Consider the following 17,838-nt stretch of genomic DNA (forward strand, 5'->3'; position numbering starts at 1 on the left):
ATAAATGAATAAATATATTAAAATAATAAAAGAAAAAAATCCAAGCTTAATAATAGAAAAATATCGGTTTAATACTGAAGGACAAAATAACGATATTGTTATTGTGAATGATAATACTGTTTTCAAATTTCCAAAGTATTTAGAAGGTATTAAAAAAATGAAGATAGAGATTGATATTCTAAATATATTAAAGAAACACAGTACCTTAGATATTCCAGAATATAATTACAAAAACTTAGATTCTTTTCATACTGGACATGTATATGGTGGATATAGGATGATTAAAGGGGTTAGTCTTAGACAGAATGTATATCATAATGTTGTTCGAAAAGAAATTATCTCTAAACAGTTAGCTACATTTTTAAGAGAATTGCATAGTATACCAATCGAAGAATTTTATGATCATGAAATAAAATTTACGGATACTTATAGTGAGTGGACAAATTTTTATGATAAGATAGAAACAAAATTATTTAAATTTATGAGAAAAGAAGCAAAAGACACAATTAGCAAAAACTTCGATAGCTTTTTAAACCATGATTTAGATTTTGATGAAACTATAATACATGGAGATTTTGGACCAACTAATATTATATTTGATCCTAATTTACAAACCATAAGTGGTATTATTGATTTCAATGATGTATCTATTGGAGATCCTGCAACTGATATTGCTTCTCTAATAGGACCATTTGGGTATGGAGAAGATTTTGTTAAATCCTTTGAACCTTTTTATCCAAAAGTAGATGATTTATTGGATCGAGCTAGATTTTATGCAAGTACATTTGCCTTACAGGAAGCAATGTTTGGACTAGAAGTAGGTGATGAGGCAGCATTTAACTCAGGTATAAAACAATATATATAAAAAATAACTCTAACTTTAAGAAGTTAGAGTTATTTTTTACCCTTTTAGTAGCAAAACACATAATGTTCACATAAAGTTTTGATATTATCATTGAATTCTTATGCTATTATCTTACATGTAGAGAAAAACAATATTGTTTTAATAGTAAAGATAATTCTACATGAGGAGTAGGTGATTATTATATTATTTAAAAAAGATGCTATTAATACTAGTAATGAAAAAAGCTTTTATTCCCTTGGAACTATTAATAGAATAGTCGCTTATGGCAAAGATAGTGAAGGAGCGCTATATAAAGCATATAAAAGAGTGTTAGAAATTGATGATAGAGTGTCAGCTTTTAAAGATGATAGTGATATTGCAAAAATAAACAGATGTGCAGGACAAGAAGTTCAAAAGGTAAATGCAGACACCTTTAATTTGCTTAAATGTTCATTAGAATTCTCAAGCCTTTCAAATGGGGCTTTTGATATAACTATTCGTCCATTAACTAAACTTTGGGATATAGGAAAAAAACAGAATTACATACCTCCAAAGGAAGAAATTGAACAAGTATTACCTCTAATTAATTACAGGGACTTAGTTCTTGATGAAAAAAACTGTACAGCTTACTTAAATAAAAAAGGGCAAGCTATTGATTTAGGTGGTATAGCTAAAGGATATGCTGCAGATGAAGTTAAACGAATTTTATTAGAGAATAAAATAGACAGTGCTTTGATTAATCTTGGAGGAAATATTGTTACTGTTGGTAATAACCAAGGTAATACCCCTTGGAGAATAGGAATTCAAAATCCATTAGCAGTCAGAGGACAATATATTGGATCAATACTTTCAACTAATCAAACAATTGTGACTTCAGGAAGTAATGAACAGTTTTTTATCAAGGATGGTATTCGCTACCATCATATTTTAAGTCCACTTACAGGATATCCTGTTAATAAAGGAGTTTTAAGTATAACTGCAATATGTGAATGTTCAAGGGATGCAGATGCATTAACAACTGCATTATTTGTAACGGGTATAGATAATGTTAAATCTCTTTTATCAAAGGCAAACGCTCAAGCAATATTTATTATGAATAATGGTGATATATTTATGACAGAAGGACTTAGGAATACTTTCGAGAGGAGTTTTAAATAATGAAGAAATCTAAAATATCTATAATTCAAATAACAAGGTTAATCATACAAATACTGTTTTTTATAGTTTTACCTTCACTATACATTGATACCTTCGCTGGTATAAAGCAGCTTTATATTGCAATAATAAGCAAAAGTTTTAGTGCTACTACACTTCTACCTCAATTACTTTCAGCTATAATAATAATTCCATTTACATTAATAATGGGTCGTTTCTTCTGTGGATGGATGTGTGCATATGGGGCCTTTGGAGATTTTATCTATGGCATATCCAAGAAAGTATTTAAAGTGAAATTTGTGATGGATGAAAGTATAGATAAAGTTTTAAAATATATAAAATATGTAGTTCTAGCATTTTCTGTGTTTGCTATATGGACTATAAATTCTAATGTATATAGTACCTTCAGTCCATGGGATGCTTTCGGCATGTTAGTAGCCGTAGGAAAACTTCCTGATTTATCCTATGTTATAGCTAACTTAACTTTTGGATTTAGTTTATTTTTATTAATAACTATTGCTTCAGCTTTTATAGAAAGATTTTTCTGTAGATACCTTTGCCCGCTTGGAGCAATATTTACAGTTGTCTCAAGATTAAAGATTGCTAGAATTCATAAAGATAGAACAAACTGTGGTAAGTGTCGTATTTGTACAAATAATTGTGCTATGGGAATACCTCTTTATAAAACAGATGTAGTAAACAGTGGTGAGTGTATTGATTGTATGAAATGTGTTACTGCATGTCCTCGTAGAAATGTTACTTTTAAAGTATCAGAAAAAGATGTAAGGCCTTTAGTAACAAGTGCTGCAGTAGTTACAGCCATGACAGGTTTATATTATGCAGGTAATATTGGAATGAATACTTTAGGAATTGAAAACGTCCAAGTAACCTCATCACAAAGTACTCAAACTAATTCCGAAAGCTTATATAAGGATGGGACTTATGAAGGTTCTGGAACTGGTTTTAGAGGAGCTACAACCACTGTTTCGGTTACTGTTAAGAATGGTAAAATTTCTGATATATCAGCTATTTCTTACAGAGACGATAGACCATATTTCAGTAGAGCATTTTCAAAAGTAAGTGAAGAAATCATTGATAATCAGTCCACAGACGTAAATGCTGTTTCTGGAGCTACCTTCAGCAGCAGGGGAATCATGGCTGCTGTAGAAGATGCATTAAGTAGTGCTAATATTACAAGTTCTTCTTCTGAAACATCAACAAATAAAACTACAAATGAACAAACACAAAGTACTAATAATGAAGCAAACAATTCAGAACAAAATGTTCCAAGCAATCAAACGCAGCCATCAAACAATGAAGTTAATGCTCCAAGCAATAATTCTCAGACTACAGTTTCACAAGCACCATCGACATCTAACTCAACTAGCAGCACTAATTTTCAATATAAAGATGGAACTTACGAAGGCTCTGGTAGAGGATTTAAAGGAACCACAACAGTTTCAGTTGTTGTAAAAAACGGAAAAATCACAGAAGTTTCAACAATATCATCTAGAGATGATAGAAGATTTTATGAAAGAGCATATTCAGTTATTTCTGACGAAATTATAACTAGCCAATCAACTGAAGTAAATGCAGTTTCAGGTGCGACCTTCAGCAGCAACGGTATAATGCAGGCAGTAGCTGATGCTCTAAGCAATGCAAAATAAAAACTAGCTTATAGAATAACTAATCCTGTGTTTTCATTACACAGGATTTTTTTAATATAAAAGAATACCCTATAATATTGGAGCTTAACCTATAAAATAAATAAAATTACAAAATATGATAAATAGTAAAATTATGGTATAATTAACTTGTTTCCCAAAATCACATTGATAAAGCTGTACTAGACTTAAAGGAGGAATAAATATGAGAGATTTAATTATGAACAATGTAGTTGATACTATATTATTTGATTTAGATGGCACTCTATATGCAAATAGAAGGCCTATAAAATCAGCCGTTAATGTAATAGAAACGCTAAGAAAAAACAATATGAAAATGGGGTTTATAACTAATACTGATGGAAGACCAGTTGAAGAAATACATAAAAGAATTACTGATATGGGGTTTGATATTTCGCTTAAAGAAGTATTTACTCCTGTAGCTGCTGTAAAGCAATTCTTTATTAATAATCCTAATAAGTCTTGCTACTGCTTAGTTCATGATTCAGTATACAATAGCTTAAAAGAATTAAACATGGATGATATTAATCCTGATTATGTAGTTATTGGAGACTTTAGTGATAAAATAAGTTATGATGAAATAAATAAGGTTTTCAGATTTATAAAAAATGGCTCCTCTATGCTTGCGCTTTCTAAAACTAACTTTTATTTTCAGGATAATAAAATAAATATCAATACTGGTGCATTTGTTAGCATGTTTGAAGTTGCTTGTGAAAAAAAAGCTATTCTGCTTGGAAAGCCATCAAAGGACTTTTATAATTTAGCACTCACTAAATTAGGCAGTATACCAAGCAAAACATTGGTGGTTGGAGACGATATAACTGTTGATGTTGCTGGAGCCAAAGCTATTAACGCTACAAGCGTGCTAGTAAAAACAGGTCATTATAACGAAGAGTTGGTATGTAAATTTAATTTAAAGCCTGATTATATTATTGAGGATATAACAAAATTGCCTGATTTACTATATGAAAATAGTTTATAGATAGCAAGTAATGCTTTGTGCTCAAAAAATGAAATTGTACAACATATATTTCCTTGGAAATATATGTAAATTTAAGTTAATATTTATTTATCTTCAAAACTTGTTAGCCTACAAACAGGTTTTATTTTCATTAATTGTACTGTAGTTATTAATATAAAACATCAAAAGATCAAAATAAAGCTTTGATAGATCAACTTAATAATCCTAAGGCATTAGAAAGATATTCAACTATGACTGATAAAGAAAAAAAATTTGAAATGCCAGCTGAAAACATAATTGATGACAATATAAAAACAAAATTATTTGAAAAAGAAAAGGCTGCATATTTATCTATCCATACGTTTAACATGTTTAATATAGATAGTGATTTGAAAATTATTGAACCTTTTTTTAAAAGTATAAAAGACTATAAAGCTTTAATTATAGATATTAGAGGTAATGGGGGAGGAAGCACAGCTTATTGGTCAGAAAATATAGTACCAATGCTGATAACTAAACCTTTAAAAGATAATAATTATATAGCTTACAGAGGTGGCAGCTTTACAGAACAGTTTATTAAGTGCAGAAGTGAAGAAGGCAGCGGATATGAGAGATTGGAGCCAATCAATAATCTGGTTAATGAAAATTTAGTAAATTTACCTCCGGAAATAAAAAAAGATTTTAAATACTATGAAAAAAGTACAGATTTTGCAACCTTAATTGGAGAAAGAACTGGAGGAGATGGAATTGGAAGCGATCCTGCACTATGTGTTTTACCTAATAGTGGTTTTGTATTTCGTTTTACAAAAGAAATGGGAATGACTTCTGATGGAACTTGCAATTTTGAACACAAAACAGAGCCGGATATTAAGGTATCCTCAAAAGTTAATAACAATTTATCTAAGGATGAGGTAGTAAAAGCAATTCTAAAGCTTATAAATTAGTATAAGATATGATCAACATAGTGGAGGAATAAAAATGAATCAAAAGAATAAAATAATTGAACTTTTAAAAGAAAATACAATTGATAATTTAAATATTATAAACTTCATAGAAAATTATCCTATACATCATTTAGAGAAAATAGGTAATTCAGTACTAATAAAAGGAACAAGTGATCGAGAATGGGTTTATATAAGCTCAAAATCAGAAGAAGAGCTAAAAATTATAAAAAATAGATTAAACAATAAAGATAAAAATTTTGCAATAATAGAAGAATGGATGATTCCTATACTAACTAAAGGAAATATCATTAAGTGGAATTTATCAACCATGAGATTAATATTACCTAATGAAATAATACTATCAAATCCTAAAAACAATTTAGAGGACCTAAAAATAAATGATGCTGAGTTTATTTATGAAAATTCCCACTATAAAGATTTTATATCGATTCCATATATTATTGACAGAATAACTAACGGAGAAAGTTCATGTATTCGCTGTGGAGATATACCTATAGCTTGGGGAATTACTCAGGATGACGGAGCTCTGGGTTTTTTACATGTTATGCCTGAATACAGAAGAAAAGGATATGCTCAAGATATAACTATAGATTTAATTAAAAAAGTTCGTAATAAGAATAAAATTCCATTTGTACAAATTGAAGAAAACAATGAAAAATCTATGAATTTAGCTCTAGGATTAGGATTTAAAAAAGATAGATTAGTAAGTTGGTTTGAAATAGAGTAATACTTATGAATGAAAGCATAAAAAATTGATAAAAATATAATAAAGTGGCTTAAACACCTTTACAATTATAATTCTAAAATATATAATTTAATATATTACTATTACAAATATAATATCATATGCAATGAAAAAGAAGAGTACATAGATAGTTTATTTAAAGAGATCTAAGGATGGTGGAAACTTAGAATTAAACTCTATAGAAAGAAGCTTTGGAGCAATAAGTAGAAAATCGAAAGTGATATAGTACATTTATGGGGTAATTCCCTTAAAGATAATTAAGTGGGTTAAGGGAACTTAACCAATTTAGGTGGTAACGCGAAAATGGCCTTTCGTCCTATAATTATGGGATGAAAGGCTTTTAAATTTATAATAGAAAGGAAGTTAAAAATGAGTTGTGAAAAATTAGCTAAAATAATATACCCTAATATTGAAAAAACACCAGAGTATTACGCCGAGAAATACCCTAAGAGAAATTTAAAGGAAAGAGCTAAAGTAACTAGATATGCACCAAGTCCAACTGGTTTTCAGCATATAGGTGGAATATTTTCCGCATTAATTGATGAAAGAATAGCAAGCCAAAGTGATGGTGTTTTTTACCTTAGAGTAGAAGATACAGATCAAAAGAGAGAAGTAGCAGGTGCAATAGAAGATACAGTAGCTGCTATGCAATATTTTGGTCTTAATTTTACTGAGGGTATGATATCCAGTGACAAATCTATAGGTAATTATGGACCATATAGACAAAGTGAAAGAAAAGAAATATATGAGGCTTTTGCATATGATTTAATAAAAAAAGGTTTAGCTTATCCATGCTTTTGCAGCCCTGAGGAACTAGATAAAATTCGCGAGAGTCAAGTAGAACAAAAGATAACTCCAGGATATTATGGAGAATATGCAAAGTGTAGGAATCTTTCAGCCGAACAAGCAATTGAAAAAATTAAAAATGGTGAAAGCTATATAATTAGATTAAAATCTCCAGGAAATCCAGAAAACAGAGTAGTAGTAAATGATTTAATAAAAGGCGAGGTTTCCTTCCCTGAGAATAATCAAGATATTGTGCTTATAAAAGGTGATGGTCTGCCTACTTATCATTTTGCACATGCAGTTGATGACCATCTTATGGGTACTACTCATGTAATCAGAGGTGAAGAATGGTTATCTTCAATTCCTACCCATATTCAACTTTTTAAAATGTTAGGTTTTGAAGCACCAAAATATGCACATATTCCTACTATAATGAAGATTGATGGAAGTTCTAAAAGAAAATTGTCAAAAAGAAAAGATCCCGAAGCTGCTGTTTCATATTACAATGAAGTTGGATATCCAACTCAATCAGTAATTGAATACTTATTAAATATTATTAACTCTGGCTTTGAAGATTGGAGAGCTGAAAATCCATATGAGGACAACACTAAATTTGAGGTATCCTTAGATAAAATGAGTAAAAGCGGTGCACTATTTGATTTAGTTAAGCTAAGTGATGTATCTAAAGATGTTATAGCTAGGATGAAAGCAGATTTAGTATATGATAACTATGCAAAATGGTCAAAAGTATTTGATAAAGATATGTATGAACTAATAACCACTAATGAGGAAATGTCTAGAAAAATATTTAATATTGATAAGGAAGGTGCAAATCCAAGAAAAGATTTTGCTAAATGGGCAGATGTAAAAGAAAAGGTGTTTTACTTCTTTGATGAATTATTCGAAGATGACAAAGTAGTAGAAAATGAGCTTCCAAAGAAAATGGACTTAAGTGAAGCTAAGCATATAATTGAAGCTTATTCAAAGGAATATAATTTTGATACAGATAAAGATACTTGGTTCGAAGAATTAAAAGCTATAGGATCAAAATTAGGCTACACAGCTAATAGAAAAGATTTTAAAGCTAATCCTGAGAATTTTAAGGGCATGGTTGCAGATGTTGCCGCTGCTGTGAGAATAGCATTAACTCATAGAAGTAATACTCCAGACCTTTATACAATAATGCAAATATTGGGCAAAGAAAAAGTTTATAATAGATTTAATAGGTTTATAAATGAATAAGTTAAAATTTGATATTTATAGCTTTAATAAAAGGATTCTAATTTTTATTAGAATCCTTTTATTTTAACTATTATTTTATGTGACATTCATTAATTCAAATTATCGAATAAAATTAGTAGCTACTCTTTGCTCTTTTTCTGGAAGTTCAATTCCAGCCTCTTTGCCTGTATTGATACATTTTAAAAGCCATGCCATATTCCTTCCTAATGTTCTCATTGTTTGCATACCTTCTAAATCCTGTCTAACTTCATCAGGTGTATTTCCATGAACCATATTCCAATATTGAGAAGAAACAATAGGCATATTTGAAATTGTAAAATACTTATTTAATTGCTCAAAAGCAGCTGTAGAACCTCCACGACGACAGCTTACTATTGCAGCTCCAGGTTTATATTGAAAACTACTTCCTGCATAAAAAAATCTATCCAAGAAAGAAGTAATCTGACCAGATGCTCCTGCATAATGTACTGGTGAACCAAATATAAACCCATCTGCTTCTTTAGCCTTCTCTAAAGCTATATTTACAGTGTCGTCATTAAACACGCATTTTCCTGATGTGCTATTACAGCCTCCACAAGCCATACAACCTCTGATAGGTTGGTTACCAACATGAAAAATTTCTGTTTCAATATTTTCTTTTTCTAATTCTTTTGCTATTTCACATAAAGCTGTATAAGTACATCCCTTAGCTTTGGGACTTCCGTTAATAAGTAATACTTTCATTTTTATACCACCCATTCCAATGTAATTTTAAAAAACTTATAATAATATTATACAATAATATTGTTATAAAAAGAAATTTAAAAAACAAAATTTAAAATCTATGGAGTGTTATAATATAAAAAGAATATTGATTTAACTTTATAAGAATAATATACTAATTCAAAGAAAGCAAAAATTCTAGTATCAAATTTAGATGTTATTAGCACTAATGAAAATATATAGAATAATGAATATAAGATAAGAGGATGATTTTACATGGAAGATAGTTCACTTATAAAAATTGAGCCTAAACGAAAATTAAGCACTTTTGTGATCCCGGATAATACTCATTTTATAAGACATTTTTTGAATAACAAGTATAAAAAGAATGAGCATACAGCTAAAAGCTATGAAATTGACATAAAGGAATTTTTTAAAGTTAATATGGTAGAGGATATAACATTAAATGATATAAAAGCTGTAACAGTTTTTGATGTGGAGGATTATATAATAGGTTTAATTGATCTAGGAAGAGCTAGCAGCACTATTCATAGGAAGGTTTCCTCTTTAAGTTCACTTTATAAGTGGCTTCTAAAATACCAAGATAATTCAAGGAACATTTCCTTAATTCAATTCAATCCTTTTAATAATATGAGTGATGTGAAGCCAACACTTACGCATGATGATACAGAATTTCTCAGTAGGGACGAAGCAGCACTATTACTAAATTCAATAGGGACTGAAAGCATTACTGACCTTAGAAACAAAGCTATCATTGGACTAGCATTAATAACTGGAGCTAGAAAATCAGAAATTTTAAATATCAAGTTAAAACATATAACAAACATCCTTGGTTATGATGTTATAAGGGTTACAAGAAAAAGAGGAAAAAAGGACTTAATTAAAATAAACACTCATGTTAAAGATTTAATCATGGAATATATAAATAGAACAGGCAGGAGCATTGAAACAAATCAAGAGGATTATCTTTTTATAGGACATTCTTCAAATAAACAAAATGGAGAAAAGCTTAATCCTGCGACATTAAATAAAATAATAAGTAACTATTGCTGCAAATTTAATATAAATAAAAAAATAAAGGTTCACTCACTTAGGCATACCGCAATAACTATTGCAATACAGAAGGGAGCAAGCCTAGAAAAAGTCCAAGCATTTGCTGGTCATGAATCTGCCTATACAACTGCAAGGTATGTTCACTCAATAAATAAACTTCAAGACAATGCAGGGGACTTAATTGATGTGTTTGAGGATTAATAAATAATAAAAAGAGAAACTAAAGAATGTTCATTCATTAGTTTCTCTTTTTTTAGATTATTTTCTAAAATAATAAGTTTAATATCTCAAATTATTAAAATTAAACTTATTCCTACTAACTTACATATAAATACCATGTCTTTAACCTAATAGGTAAATTTATTTTTATTTGCATCCTCTTTTGCATTTTTACTATCTGTTCATCATTAAAAGAATAAATTCTAAAACAAGTATATCCATAATTATCCACCCACCCTCTTTTTGAATAGAAAACTATTGTATAAAATAGGCAATACTTTTGTACAAAATTTTTATTTTTAAAAATCTTATTTTCTACTATATACACATTTATTATCTATTAAAATTTAAAAATTTATATAATTTCATCTACAAACTCAGGCAATATAATAAGAATTATATTGCCTGAGTTTGTAGATATATCACTTTGTGATTTTTATATACTCATTAAAAATTCATATTGTAGTTTTTTTATACTCTGAAATATATTTTTATTAAATATATTGAAAACTAATTATAAGTTTAATATAATAATTACATATGATTTCATATTAGATTATTTAGGAGGATATAAAAATGGCTAAGAGAAGTTCAATAACAATTCCAAGTCAGCATACTAAAGGAATTACTGTAAGATTAGGAATTGATGTTATTAATGATATTGATAAGGTTGTAGATAACATCAATAGTTTACTAAGCAGCAATTTAAGTAGAAATCAGCTTATAGAACTGATGTTTAACAATGCAAGAGCAGAAGCTAAATTCGATATAGACGGTGTAAAAATGAGTTTTGATGAATTACTTTATTTCGGAGAAAACAATAAAGAGAATAAGGATAGCGAAAAGTAATTTTTACAATTGAGCTATTATAATTTTGTAGAAGATGTATAGTTTTATTATAAACTTCTATATTTTTTATGCTTTTAAAATCTATATTTTAAATAGCAATATTACTGATAAGTATATTGTTTATTTATGAATATTTATACTAAAGGTTATTATTTATGTTGTTGTAAAAAGGTTCGAGTTTATTGTGTTTATATTTTATTACTTTTATAATATTTAATGCATGTTTTCTTTAAAAGAATAAAATAATGTTAAATGGAGCTTAAATATAGAAAATGTAGTTACTAATTGGTTTAGTAAAAATCATATTATTATTAATACAAAAAGAGGTAGAAAGAAAATATTAGATCATTATGTTTTTTTAGCAATAAAAACCACAACTAGACTACTATATATGAAGGTTATTAGTATTTATTCATAAGAGATCTATTATATAGAGGAAAATTACTTGTTTTTTATAGGCATATTGTGCAATATATTATTGTTGGTTATAATTAGAATTCGTTGAAAAGATGATTAAGTAAAATAACTTAAAGGGTGATACTATGATTGAAAGATTACAAAAATATATGGCAAAATGCGGGGTAGCATCAAGAAGAAAATGTGAAGAGATTATAGGAAGCGGGAGAGTGCAAGTTAATGATATAGTAATAACAGAGTTTGGATATAAAGTTGATTTAGAAAAAGATACTGTTTATGTGGATGGCAAAAAGATAAATTTAGAGGAAAACAAGATATATATAGCATTGAATAAGCCAGTAGGATATTTATCTGCAGTAAAAGATGATAGAGGAAAGAAAACAATTATTGAATTAGTGGATGTAAAAGAAAGAATATATCCTATTGGTAGATTAGATTATGATACTTCAGGACTAATTTTACTTACTAATGATGGTGAAATATATAATAGAGTAATTCATCCAAGACAGGAAGTGAATAAGGTATATATAGCAGCAGTAAAAGGTATTCCTTCAAAAGAAGAAATGAAGAGATTTTCTTATGGAATTGACATTGGAGATTACGTTACAGCTCCTGCCACTATAAAAATTCTTGAAGAAAATTCAAAGGGCTGTAATTTAAAAATTACTATTCACGAAGGTAAAAATAGACAAGTTAGAAGAATGTGTGCCGCAATAAATCATCCTGTTATAACCCTACAAAGAATATCAATTGGAAATATAAAGCTAGGTGATTTAAATGTTGGTAGCTATAGATATTTAACAGAAAGTGAAATGAATTATTTATTCAGTTTATAGACTAAACAAATCATACTGTAAAAGGAGGGGGATGTATATGTACAAATATGTGGGTGATATAAGCGTACTCTCTCATAATATTATTTTGAAGTATAGCAACAATTTTATATGTGCCGTAGATTGCACTCTTGGAAATGGTCATGATACAGATTTCTTGGCTAAACATTTTAAGCATGTTTATGCTTTTGATATTCAAGAAATTGCAACAGAAAATTATTTAAAAAATTCCAATAAAAATACAGTAGTAATTAATGATTCCCATGATAAAATTCTTCAATATATAAACGAACCTGTAGATTGTTTCATTTATAATCTTGGCTTTCTTCCTGGAGGCGATAAAAATATTACTACTAAAGCAGTGAGTACTATAAATAGTATAAATGCAGCATTGGAACTACTAACAAATGGCGGAATTATTGCTATTTCGATTTATTGCGGTCATGCAGAAGGTAAAATTGAAAGAGAAGTTTTACTTGATTTTGCGTCAAATTTGAATAAACATGAGTATGGAGTTATGCTTCATTCATTTTTGAACAGGTCAAAAGATGCTCCTATGCTACTAATAATAGAGAAAAATAAAGATGAAAGAAATTAACAAAAAATGAAAGCAGTATTGATATATTTTTCAATAGATGATAAAATGAAATAAATAATTCATATTTTTAGTGTTAATGGGGAAAGGATTGAATTTAATATGGAAGAAAACAAGCAGGACCTGATGAGAACAATACAAATGAAATTTCCACGCTTAAGTAAAGGTCAAAAATTAATTGCTGAATACATACTTAAGCATTATGATAAAGCTGCATTTATGACTGCTGCAAAGCTTGGAACCAGTGTAGGTGTAAGTGAATCCACCGTTGTTAGATTTGCAAACGAATTAGGTTTTAGTGGATATCCTAAACTACAAAAAGCTCTTCAGGAACTTATAAAAAATAAATTGACTACAGTTCAAAGAATTGAACTTTCAAATGACTATATAAGTGAAGAAACTGCATTAAAAGGTGTTTTGAAATCTGATATGGAAAATATTAGAGCTACACTAGAGAAAATAAATCATAAAACTTTTGAAGAAGTAGTTAATAGTTTTTTCGGTGCCAAAAAGATTTATATTATAGGTTTAAGAAGTTCAACTGCACTTGCTGAGTTTCTAGGTTTTTATCTTAATTTAATATTGGACAACGTAAAAATAGTAACATACGGAATAAGTGATATATTCGAGCAAATGATAAATGTTTCTGAAGATGATGTGGTTATAGGTATCGGTTTTCCACGTTATGCTGCAAGAACTATAGAATCCTTAAGTTTTGCTCAAAGTAGGGGTGCAAAAGTTGTTGCAATTACTGACAGCTTACTTTCACCACTTGCATCAAAAGCAGATTATACATTAATAGCACAAAGTAATATGGCGTCCTTTGTAGACTCCCTAGTTGCTCCAATGAGTGTAATAAATGCATTGATAATAGCTGTAGGACTTAGAGAAAAAGAAAAAATATCAAATACATTTAATACTTTGGAGGAAATTTGGGAAGAATATCAAGTGTACTCCTACAAAGATAAAGAGGATGACAAATAACTACATCCTCTTCTTTTTTTTAAATTTACTTGTTCTTCGATAAAAAAATACCTCCTTCTTTTTTAAAATAGTTAGAAAAATAAATTTTTTTAAAAAAATTTAAAAAAAAGAAGGAATATTGCAATTTGCATAGAATATATTATACTGTAAAAGAAACTTAAGCTTCATTGCTTTTAAGTAAATGAAATTATTAATTCATTTGGGAGGTAAGAACAATGACAAAAGAAAATTTAAATGCTAAGGCTTATATTGATGGCGTAATTGAAAACGTTAAGAAAAGAAATTCACACGAACCAGAATTCTTACAAACAGTAGAAGAAGTTTTAAGCTCTTTAGGACCTGTACTAGAAAAACACCCAGAATATATAGAAGAAAATCTATTAGAGAGATTCTGTGAACCAGAAAGACAAATCATGTTCAGAGTTCCATGGGTAGATGATGCTGGAAAAGTACAAGTAAACAGAGGTTACAGAGTACAGTTCAACGGTTGTATAGGACCTTACAAGGGAGGACTTAGATTCCATCCATCAGTTTACATAGGAATTATCAAATTCTTAGGATTTGAGCAAATTCTTAAAAACTCATTAACTGGACTTCCAATAGGCGGAGGTAAAGGAGGATCTGACTTTGATCCAAGAGGAAAGTCAGATGCTGAAATAATGAGATTCTGTCAAAGCTTTATGACTGAGCTTTATAGACATATAGGACCAGACGTTGACGTTCCAGCTGGAGACATTGGTGTTGGTGGAAGAGAAATCGGTTATTTATATGGACAATATAGAAGAATTAAAGGATGCTTTGAAAACGGTGTCTTAACTGGAAAAGGATTATCCTACGGTGGAAGTTTAATAAGACCTGAAGCTACAGGATTTGGAGCAACATACTATTGTGAAGAAATGCTTAAACATGATGGAACAGATTTTAATGGTAAAACTGTTGCAATATCAGGTTTTGGTAATGTATCATGGGGTGTATGCTTAAAGGTTTCTCAATTAGGTGGTAAGGTTGTAACACTTTCAGGTCCAGATGGATACATCTATGATCCAAATGGAGTAGTTGGTGAAAAAATTGATTACTTACTTGAAATGCGTGCATCAGGAAGAGATAGAGTTCAAGATTATGCTGACAAATTTGGTGTTCAATTCTTCAAGGGAGAAAAGCCATGGGGAGTTAAGGCTGATATCGTAATGCCATCAGCTACTCAAAATGATATCCATATAGAACATGCTAAGCAAATAGTTGAAAATGGAACTAAATTTGTTTGTGAAGTTGCTAATATGCCTTGTACAAATGAAGCTATTGAATACTTCCAAAACCATGGTGTTGTAGTTGGACCTGCTAAAGCTGCAAATGCAGGTGGAGTTGCAACTTCAGCTCTTGAAATGTCACAAAACAGCATGAGATTATCATGGACTGCAGAAGAAGTAGATGAAAAACTTCATCAAATAATGGTTAACATATACAACAACTGTAAGAAAGCATCAGAAGAATATGGTTTCGGATATAACCTAGTTGCTGGAGCTAACATTGCAGGTTTCGTAAAAGTTGCTGATGCAATGCATTCACAAGGTCTATATTAATTAGTATTTATAAGAGAACCCAAATAGGGTTCTCTTTTTTAGTTTATAAATAATTTTAAAAATGACATATATATTTCAATTTAGTATAATTAATAGTTGAATAAATTAGTCTATTATATTAAATTATAATAGTAAGAATTAAAGGTGGTGAAAATGTGGCAACAGTAGTTGTTATTGGTGGTGGACCTGCAGGCATTATGGCTGCAATTGCAGCATCAGATAAAAATAAAGTTATTCTACTCGAGAGAAATGAAAAAATTGGTAAAAAATTATTTATTACAGGGAAAGGCCGTTGTAATATAACTAATTCAAAGGACATTGGAGACTTTTTTGAGTATATTCCTGGAAATCCGCATTTTTTATATAGTTCACTATATACTTTTACAAATGAGGACGCTATGAATATGCTAAGTAAGTTAGGGGTAAAACTAAAAGTGGAAAGAGGGGGAAGGGTATTTCCTGAATCAGACAAGTCTTCTGATATAATTTCTGCTTTTAAAGATGAGCTGTGTAATAGAAAAGTAGATATACGACTAAATTCAAGAGTAAAAAAAATAATACATAGTAATAAACATATTGAATCTGTAGTTCTTGAAGACAATTCTAAAGTCGAAGGTGACTATTTTATTCTTTGTACAGGAGGTGTATCTTACCCAAGAACAGGTTCTACTGGTGATGGGCTTAAATTTGCAAAAGAATTAGGCCATAACATTGTACCTGTAAAACCTTCTTTAGTCCCAATTGAAATTGATGACGACTGGCTTTTAGACCTTCAAGGGTTATCTTTAAAAAACGTTGAACTTAAAATTAAAACTGAAGAGAATAAAGTACTTTTTTCAGACTTTGGTGAAATGCTTTTTACTCACTTTGGTATTTCCGGCCCTATTGTTTTAAGTGCAAGTAGGGTTGTGCAACATAAACAAGATTTATTTGCAGTAATAAATTTAAAACCAGCAATTACTACAGAAGAACTAGATAAAAGAATTCAAGATGAATTTAGCAAAAACATAAATAGAGATTTTAAAAACTCTTTAGATGATTTGTTGCCTAGAAAAATAATTAATACCGTAGTTAAACTTTCAAATATTGATGGCGACAAAAAGGTTAACTTAATTACTAGGGATGAGAGAAAAAACCTCGTAAATCTTCTTCAGAATCTTACGCTGCATATAAAAGGACTTAGACCAGTGGAAGAAGCAATTGTTACGGCTGGAGGAATTAATGTAAAAGAAATAAATCCATCTACTATGTGTTCTAAAATAGTAGATAATTTATACTTTGCTGGTGAAGTGATTGATGTAGATGCATATACTGGAGGCTATAATATACAAATAGCTATGTCAACTGGATATCTAGCAGGAAAAAAGATTAGTGAGCAGGAGTAGTTTTACATATACTTGTAAAACCTTAGTCAGTAAATAGAGGATTTTAAAGGTTTTTATAGAATATAACAGTATATTGTTCATAATCATTTTAATGTTTATTTGACAATCAGAAAGGCGGAATAAAATTGAAAATCAATGTTGCAATAGATGGACCTGCAGGGGCTGGTAAGAGCACAATAGCAAAAATACTTGCTGCTAGATTTAACTTAATGTACATAAATACAGGTTCTATGTATAGAGCTGTTACTTTATATGCACTAGAAAATAAGATCGTTCCAGAAAATATATCTGAAATATGCAGTCTACTACATAATCTTGATATGCACTTTCAAGGTGATAATCTAATTGTTAATGCAGAAGACATAACAGATAAATTAACAATACCATATATAAGTCAAAATGTATCAAGTTATGCAGCAATACCAGAAGTAAGGGAAAGATTAGTTGAATTACAAAGAAATATTGCAAAAAAATATGATGTTGTAATGGATGGAAGAGATATAGGTACTGTAGTTCTTAAAGATGCTTCATTTAAGTTTTTTTTAACAGCTGCTCCAGAAGAAAGAGCAAAGAGACGTTATGAAGAGCTATTAAATAAAGGTATTGAAGTTAATTATCAAGATATATTAAATGACATTATTAAAAGGGACTATATGGATTCTCACAGAGAAGTTGATCCTCTAAGAAAAGCTGAGGATGCAATAGAGATAGATTCTTCATTTCTATCAATAGAAGAAGTGGTGGATGAGATGTCTAAGATAATTAATAGAGCAATAAGTGAAGGAAGTGAAATGTAAGACTTTGGGTAACCAAAGTT

The 17,838-nt window shown here is 29.5% G+C and carries 16 protein-coding genes and 1 other annotated feature; of the genes, 15 read left to right on the forward strand and 1 reads right to left on the reverse strand.

Features of this window, described 5'->3' with window-relative positions:
• The first annotated feature begins 4 nt into the window (after nt 1-4).
• The 7 genes from bsdE14_RS20925 to gltX all read left to right on the forward strand — a co-directional run bounded on the left by bsdE14_RS20925 (nt 5) and on the right by gltX (nt 8,383).
• Nucleotides 5-865 (forward strand): phosphotransferase family protein, encoded by an 861-nt coding sequence (locus bsdE14_RS20925; protein ID WP_264851961.1) that lies wholly within the window; start codon nt 5-7, stop codon nt 863-865.
• 171 nt (nt 866-1,036) lie between these two features.
• Nucleotides 1,037-2,002, forward strand: a complete 966-nt coding sequence (locus bsdE14_RS20930; RefSeq protein WP_264851962.1) for an FAD:protein FMN transferase — start codon at nt 1,037-1,039, stop codon at nt 2,000-2,002.
• Nucleotides 2,002-3,666, forward strand: coding sequence for an FMN-binding protein (locus bsdE14_RS20935; protein ID WP_264851963.1), 1,665 nt, complete (start codon nt 2,002-2,004; stop codon nt 3,664-3,666). The genes bsdE14_RS20930 and bsdE14_RS20935 overlap by 1 nt, the downstream gene beginning before the upstream one ends.
• Before the next feature lie 202 nt (nt 3,667-3,868).
• Nucleotides 3,869-4,666, forward strand: a complete 798-nt coding sequence (locus tag bsdE14_RS20940; protein ID WP_264851964.1) for an HAD-IIA family hydrolase — start codon at nt 3,869-3,871, stop codon at nt 4,664-4,666.
• 182 nt (nt 4,667-4,848) lie between these two features.
• A complete protein-coding gene (locus bsdE14_RS20945; RefSeq protein ID WP_264851965.1) occupies nt 4,849-5,589 on the forward strand; it encodes a S41 family peptidase in 741 nt (246 codons plus the stop codon).
• A gap of 34 nt (nt 5,590-5,623) precedes the next feature.
• A complete protein-coding gene (locus bsdE14_RS20950) occupies nt 5,624-6,337 on the forward strand; it encodes a GNAT family N-acetyltransferase (RefSeq protein ID WP_264851966.1) in 714 nt (237 codons plus the stop codon).
• 115 nt (nt 6,338-6,452) lie between these two features.
• Nucleotides 6,453-6,677 (forward strand) — a binding site (T-box leader).
• 47 nt (nt 6,678-6,724) lie between these two features.
• Nucleotides 6,725-8,383: a glutamate--tRNA ligase gene (gltX, locus tag bsdE14_RS20955; RefSeq protein ID WP_264851967.1), complete on the forward strand. Its 1,659-nt coding sequence runs from the start codon at nt 6,725-6,727 to the stop codon at nt 8,381-8,383.
• Between the two features lie 99 nt (nt 8,384-8,482).
• Here gltX and bsdE14_RS20960 read toward each other — a convergent pair whose 3' ends face one another.
• Nucleotides 8,483-9,106 carry a flavodoxin family protein gene (locus bsdE14_RS20960; RefSeq protein ID WP_264851968.1) on the reverse strand — a complete coding sequence of 208 codons (624 nt, stop codon included), beginning with the start codon at nt 9,104-9,106 and terminating at the stop codon, nt 8,483-8,485.
• Nucleotides 9,107-9,361: 255 nt separating this feature from the next.
• Between bsdE14_RS20960 and bsdE14_RS20965 the strand changes: the two genes are divergently transcribed.
• The 8 genes from bsdE14_RS20965 (at nt 9,362) to cmk (ending at nt 17,818) form a co-directional block, all read left to right on the forward strand.
• The gene (locus tag bsdE14_RS20965; RefSeq protein WP_264851969.1) at nt 9,362-10,360 is read left to right on the forward strand and encodes a tyrosine-type recombinase/integrase; all 999 of its coding nucleotides are present in this window, start codon (nt 9,362-9,364) and stop codon (nt 10,358-10,360) included.
• A 594-nt stretch (nt 10,361-10,954) separates the two neighbouring features.
• Nucleotides 10,955-11,227, forward strand: coding sequence for a hypothetical protein (locus tag bsdE14_RS20970; RefSeq protein WP_264851970.1), 273 nt, complete (start codon nt 10,955-10,957; stop codon nt 11,225-11,227).
• Nucleotides 11,228-11,769: 542 nt separating this feature from the next.
• Nucleotides 11,770-12,480: a pseudouridine synthase gene (locus tag bsdE14_RS20975; RefSeq protein ID WP_264851971.1), complete on the forward strand. Its 711-nt coding sequence runs from the start codon at nt 11,770-11,772 to the stop codon at nt 12,478-12,480.
• 37 nt (nt 12,481-12,517) lie between these two features.
• Nucleotides 12,518-13,075, forward strand: coding sequence for a tRNA 5-(aminomethyl)-2-thiouridylate-methyltransferase MnmM (gene mnmM / locus bsdE14_RS20980; RefSeq protein ID WP_264851972.1), 558 nt, complete (start codon nt 12,518-12,520; stop codon nt 13,073-13,075).
• A 99-nt stretch (nt 13,076-13,174) separates the two neighbouring features.
• Nucleotides 13,175-14,056 carry a MurR/RpiR family transcriptional regulator gene (locus bsdE14_RS20985; protein ID WP_264851973.1) on the forward strand — a complete coding sequence of 294 codons (882 nt, stop codon included), beginning with the start codon at nt 13,175-13,177 and terminating at the stop codon, nt 14,054-14,056.
• A 215-nt stretch (nt 14,057-14,271) separates the two neighbouring features.
• Nucleotides 14,272-15,636 (forward strand): NADP-specific glutamate dehydrogenase, encoded by a 1,365-nt coding sequence (gene gdhA, locus bsdE14_RS20990; protein WP_264851974.1) that lies wholly within the window; start codon nt 14,272-14,274, stop codon nt 15,634-15,636.
• A 155-nt stretch (nt 15,637-15,791) separates the two neighbouring features.
• Complete coding sequence (locus bsdE14_RS20995; RefSeq protein WP_264851975.1) at nt 15,792-17,021, forward strand: BaiN/RdsA family NAD(P)/FAD-dependent oxidoreductase; 1,230 nt, start codon at nt 15,792-15,794, stop codon at nt 17,019-17,021.
• 119 nt (nt 17,022-17,140) lie between these two features.
• Nucleotides 17,141-17,818: a (d)CMP kinase gene (gene cmk / locus bsdE14_RS21000; RefSeq protein ID WP_264852316.1), complete on the forward strand. Its 678-nt coding sequence runs from the start codon at nt 17,141-17,143 to the stop codon at nt 17,816-17,818.
• Nucleotides 17,819-17,838 lie beyond the last annotated feature (20 nt).

It is taken from the genome of Clostridium omnivorum, from assembly GCF_026012015.1.
GTDB lineage: Bacteria > Bacillota > Clostridia > Clostridiales > Clostridiaceae > Clostridium_AX > Clostridium_AX omnivorum.

Bases quoted from the DNA above. Each gene is read 5' to 3' on its own strand.
- bsdE14_RS20925 (WP_264851961.1), top strand. From the start codon at position 5: ATGAATAAATATATTAAAATAATAAAAGAAAAAAATCCAAGCTTAATA.
- bsdE14_RS20935 (WP_264851963.1), top strand. From the start codon at position 2,002: ATGAAGAAATCTAAAATATCTATAATTCAAATAACAAGGTTAATCATA.
- bsdE14_RS20940 (WP_264851964.1), top strand. From the start codon at position 3,869: ATGAGAGATTTAATTATGAACAATGTAGTTGATACTATATTATTTGAT.
- bsdE14_RS20950 (WP_264851966.1), top strand. From the start codon at position 5,624: ATGAATCAAAAGAATAAAATAATTGAACTTTTAAAAGAAAATACAATT.
- gltX (WP_264851967.1), top strand. From the start codon at position 6,725: ATGAGTTGTGAAAAATTAGCTAAAATAATATACCCTAATATTGAAAAA.
- bsdE14_RS20960 (WP_264851968.1), bottom strand. From the start codon at position 9,106: ATGAAAGTATTACTTATTAACGGAAGTCCCAAAGCTAAGGGATGTACT.
- bsdE14_RS20965 (WP_264851969.1), top strand. From the start codon at position 9,362: ATGGAAGATAGTTCACTTATAAAAATTGAGCCTAAACGAAAATTAAGC.
- bsdE14_RS20970 (WP_264851970.1), top strand. From the start codon at position 10,955: ATGGCTAAGAGAAGTTCAATAACAATTCCAAGTCAGCATACTAAAGGA.
- bsdE14_RS20975 (WP_264851971.1), top strand. From the start codon at position 11,770: ATGATTGAAAGATTACAAAAATATATGGCAAAATGCGGGGTAGCATCA.
- mnmM (WP_264851972.1), top strand. From the start codon at position 12,518: ATGTACAAATATGTGGGTGATATAAGCGTACTCTCTCATAATATTATT.
- bsdE14_RS20985 (WP_264851973.1), top strand. From the start codon at position 13,175: ATGGAAGAAAACAAGCAGGACCTGATGAGAACAATACAAATGAAATTT.
- gdhA (WP_264851974.1), top strand. From the start codon at position 14,272: ATGACAAAAGAAAATTTAAATGCTAAGGCTTATATTGATGGCGTAATT.